The organism is Arthrobacter sp. RCC_34 (assembly GCF_041360795.1).
Classification (GTDB): domain Bacteria; phylum Actinomycetota; class Actinomycetes; order Actinomycetales; family Micrococcaceae; genus Arthrobacter_E.
In genome coordinates, this window is the sequence record NZ_JBFUPW010000007.1 from 1 (window position 1) to 4,421 (window position 4,421).

The 4,421-nt window shown below is 66.5% G+C and carries 5 protein-coding genes; 1 reads left to right on the plus strand and 4 read right to left on the minus strand.

The annotated features are described in order from the left end of the window. Positions 1-116 precede the first annotated feature (116 nt). The 4 genes from AB6732_RS17035 to AB6732_RS17050 all read right to left on the minus strand — a co-directional run bounded on the left by AB6732_RS17035 (position 117) and on the right by AB6732_RS17050 (position 3,140). Positions 117-749, minus strand: a complete 633-nt coding sequence (locus AB6732_RS17035) for a class I SAM-dependent methyltransferase (protein WP_370961082.1) — start codon at positions 747-749, stop codon at positions 117-119. Positions 750-844: 95 nt separating this feature from the next. Beyond that, on the minus strand, positions 845-1,129 hold the full coding sequence (locus AB6732_RS17040) for an HU family DNA-binding protein (RefSeq protein WP_066217548.1): 285 nt from the start codon (positions 1,127-1,129) through the stop codon (positions 845-847). 196 nt (positions 1,130-1,325) lie between these two features. Beyond that, positions 1,326-2,192: a 3-hydroxyacyl-CoA dehydrogenase family protein gene (locus tag AB6732_RS17045; RefSeq protein WP_370961083.1), complete on the minus strand. Its 867-nt coding sequence runs from the start codon at positions 2,190-2,192 to the stop codon at positions 1,326-1,328. 9 nt (positions 2,193-2,201) lie between these two features. After that, a complete protein-coding gene (locus tag AB6732_RS17050; protein WP_370961084.1) occupies positions 2,202-3,140 on the minus strand; it encodes a hypothetical protein in 939 nt (312 codons plus the stop codon). 145 nt (positions 3,141-3,285) lie between these two features. Here AB6732_RS17050 and AB6732_RS17055 point away from each other — a divergent pair, with 145 nt between their 5' ends. Next, the gene (locus AB6732_RS17055) at positions 3,286-4,182 is read left to right on the plus strand and encodes a phosphotransferase (protein WP_370961085.1); all 897 of its coding nucleotides are present in this window, start codon (positions 3,286-3,288) and stop codon (positions 4,180-4,182) included. Positions 4,183-4,421 lie beyond the last annotated feature (239 nt).

Here is a 4,421-nt window from a genome sequence, read left to right on the forward strand (position 1 = left end):
GAAATCAAAGGAATGAGAATCGAAGACCGCCACCAGAACCAGCACAACCGGCCCGGCAACCCGATCTACTCTACACACTTCCGCGGTGCTCCGCAAGCCCGGCAAGACAAGGGTCTTCAGGGCACCCGAACCGCTTCCCAGTGCCCCTGAGCCCTCTGCGTGGCAGTGGCGTCCCGCGGCCTGAACACCACCGGCGAGAACCCCGCGGTGATGAGTTCCCGTTCCACCCACGCGGGAGGCCAGGCCCAGGCCGGCGCCACCTTGTGGGCGAAGGATCGTGGCTCCTCACCCTCCTCCGTGAAGAAACCGAGCAGCACTCGTCCCCCGGGGACGAGCACCCGGTGGAATTCCCCCAGCACGGTGGTCACTTCCGCGGGATCGAGATGAATGAGGGAGAACCATGCCAGCACGCCCGCCCACGAGCCATCCTCTGACGGGAATCTCCGGACATCGGCCTGCTGAAATGACAGAGCTGGATGCCGGCGTCGCGCGTGCTCCAGGAACTCCGCCGACAGATCGACGCCGGCGGCCTCCACACCCCGCCGCGCGAGAGCCGCGGTCCAGTGCCCCGGTCCGCAACCGGCGTCGAGCACCGGCCCGTCGCACGCCGAGGCCCAGGCCGTGATCGCTTCACGGTCCTCCGGTTCCGCGAACTCCTCATCCCCGAAGAGGTCGATGTACAGGCCGGCCACCGCGTCATAGGACGCCGCGACGGCGTCACTGTCGGTTCGTGCTTCGTCTCCCCGCATTACGCTTCCCTCGTCCAGGTCCGTGCCATCAGGCGCTCAGGCTTAAACAGCTGAGGGCACCGGCGGATGCCGATGCCCTCAGAAAGCGAAGGTGCTTACTTCTTGGAAGCAGCGGCCTTCAGCTTGGAGCCTGCGGTCAGCTTGACGCTGTGGCCGGCCGGGATCTGAATGGTCTCGCCGGTCTGCGGGTTGCGGCCGGTGCGAGCGGCACGGTCGGTGCGCTCAACGGCGAGCCAGCCCGGGATGGTGATCTTCTCGCCGGCGGCGACGGAAGCTTCGAAAACCTCGAACAGGGCATCCAGCACGTTGTTGACGGAAGCCTGGCTGACGTCAGCCTTCTTGGCAACTTCGGCGACGACGTCGCTACGGTTCTTAGCCATGGGTGTCCTCCTGGACGTATCGACTACTTGGAATTACCACGCGGTTCGCGCGGGAACCACTGTTCTGAAACTTACCAGTCCTGACGGCCCAGAGTCGCAAATCCCGCGTGTTTTCAGTGTTTTTTGCTCGATCTCACCCGGTTTTCGGTCCAAATCGGACACATCCGGGCGCGAGGGACCCCCGTTCGGCGGTGTCTCAGGAGTCGTAGCGGTAGAAGCCCTCGCCGGTCTTGCGGCCCAGTTTGCCCGCCTCCACGTACTCACGCAGGAGGGTCCGCGGCCCCTCGGGCAGGTGCGGATTCTCGTGCGCGTAGTGCTCCTCGATGTCGAGGACCACGTCCAGACCCACCCCGTCCATCATCTGGAACGGGCCCACGGGCATGTGCCAGTTGAGCCGGAACATCGCGTCCACATCCTCGGGGCGAGCCACTCCGTCAGCCACCACCGCCAGGGATTCGCGCTTGATGGCGGCCCACACCCGGTTGAAGATGAACCCCGTGCTTTCCTTGCGCGCCTCGAAAGGGTGCACGTCGAACTCCGGCAGCACGTTCAGAAGGGTGTCCAGCACTGTGCGGTCCGTCTCGCCGTCGGACATCACATCGGCCGCGTTGGACGCGGGCGGCATGTAGAAGTGCAGATTGCAGAACCGAGACTTGTCCCGGATCCGCTCGTTCATCAGGCGTGAGGCGTATGAGGAGGAGTTCGTGGCGAAGATCGCGTCGACCGGTGCGAGCCGGTCCACCTCCCCCCAGAGCGGGATCTTGATCTCGAGTCGTTCCGGAACCGCTTCGATGACGAGCCAGGCATCCTCGAGCGCGTCCGCCAGTCCGGCGGCAGCCACGACGGAACCCGCTTCACCGGAGCCGCGTTCGGAGAGGACGCCGGGCAGTGTCTCACTGACGTACTGCACGGCGGCCTCCGCCACGGCCTGCTGCGGGTCGGAGATCCGGACGGTTCCGCCGCGGGAAGCCATCATCAAGGCGATCCTGCGGCCCAGTGTGCCGCCGCCGATCACCGTGACGGGACGGTTCCGGATCTGATCGAAAGTGAAGTCGTATGCCATGAGTGGTCCTCAGTCCTGCTGATCGTGAGTGCTGTTCAGGCCGGCCAGGCCTGAGAGTGGGGTGCCGAGATCCGCGACCACGCGCGGCGCGGCTGCCTCCCCGGCGGAGCGGAGCTCGACGGCGACGATGCGGCCGCCCAGCTCAGAGACGTACGCGATGCCCGCGTCGCCGTCGACCGCCAGTCCGATCGCCTCCCTGAAGTCCCGCGCGAGGATCTCGGGCTCGGCGCCCTTCGCGCCGGGCGCCGGCAACGGCGCCCGGTTGAGGGTGTTCCCGGCCGGCTCGGCGCCGCGGTCGGTCCAGTAGAGGGATCCGTCGTGGATCTCCAGGTCGATCGGTTCCGGCAGGTCCTGCCAGAGAAGCTCGATGTCACTGCGCGACCGGGGATCCTCGCCGTCCGGCAGCGTGAGGCCCGCACGGAAGATCCGGCCGTGCCCGCCCTTCGCGGGGCCCTTCTGGGTCCAGTACAAGAACCCGGCCTCCACATCGACCGCCACCCCGACGCACTCCTGGTCCTTGGAACCGTCCGGCGCGTTGATCACCAGGTCCTGCAGATCCGAACCGTCAGCACGTGCAGAGGAGATCCGGCACCCCTCGCGATCGCCCCAGTAGAGGCGGCCCGAGCCGTCGGCGCACAGCTGCTTACCGGTGGTGATCCCGCCTGGCTCGACGACGGCGAAAGGACGGCCGTCGGCCAGTGCGGCCCCGCTGATCCCACCATTGCGACCGCCGTAGTCAAGGCTCTCCTCGCCGCTGAGGCCCGGGACCACCGAGGGGATGCCCATGGTCGTCCAGTAGGCGGTCTTCCCGTCGATCACGATGCCGTCCGGACAGGGACCTGCATCCTCAACGAAAGTGGAGAAGCTTTCCTGGCCCGAATCAGCCGCGAGAGGAATCCTGACGATGTCTCCCGCCGCAAGGCGGAGGACAAGGAGCGAGTCGAACATGTCGACCTCCATCACTAGTTGCGCTATGCAACATAGTCTACGCCTCATTTGTTGCGTCATGCAACAGTTGAGAGGGTGGACGTTTCCATGGTTGGCTGGCGGAGGGACGCCGCTCCCGTCGCATTGAGGAGGGACGCCCGTGACGATGCATGAGAATCAGCTCGTCCTCAGTGAGGAGCACGCCGCATTCCTGATCGCCCGCCGGTTTCCGGAGTATCGGGGTCACGTCATTCGCCGGCTCGAGACCTCCGGGACGGTCAACGCGATCTTTCGCGTCGGCGAGGAGGCGACCGCTCGCTTCCCGCTGCTGAGTCATGATTCGACGGGCCCTGACCCGGCTCTGGCGCGTGAGGCGAGTGCCATGGGCGAGTTCCTCCAAGCATCGCCGTTCCCCGGTCCACGCCCGCTCGGCATCGCGGAACCGTCGGCGGCCTGCCCCGGCGGATGGAGCCTGCAGAGCTGGCTCCCAGGCGTCACCCCATCACCGCATAGCCATGAGAGCTCGGACGGCCTCGCCGACGACCTCGCGGATCTCATCACCGCGCTGAGGCGCCATCCCACTGGAGGAAGGACCTTCACCGGGACGGGACGAGGCGGTGTCTTGCAGCAGCACGACGGATGGGTCGAGGAATGCCTCCACCAGAGCCTCGGGCTGCTGGACGTCGGGCAGCTCAGGAAGCTATGGGAGCACTTCCGCTCCCTTCCGCCGGCCGGCGCCCACGTGATGAACCACGGAGATCTGATTCCGGCGAATCTGCTGGTCGACGGCGATCGGTTGAGCGGAGTCCTCGACACCGGCGGATTCGGCCCGGCCGATCCCGGGCTCGACCTGGTGGCGGCCTGGCATCTGCTGGATGAACCACGACGTCGGCGTCTGCGTGAGCGACTGGGCGCCAGCGACGGCGAGTGGGAGCGGGGAGCCGGCTGGGCTTTCGAGCAGGCGATCGGCCTCGTCTGGTACTACCGGGAGTCGAATCCGCCCATGGCCGAGCTCGGCCGGTGCACGCTGAACCGACTGCTGGAGGCTGGCGTGGGGCGTTAGTCCGTGGGTGGCCACGCGGTGGTCCTTGGGGTCGACCACGACGGCGGTGGTTGTCTGTGGTTGCGGTGTCGGGAGCGATGGAGGGCCGGGTGGTGGGTGGTTAAACGGGAACAGCCCCCGGTGCTTTGTGGCTGGGGGCTGTTGTTGGTGGGGGTTGTTCTGGTTGGTGTTTGTGGTGGTGTTGATGCGGTGATGGCCCCGAGCGTCGTTGCTCGGGGCCATCCCTTTGTGGTTGTGTC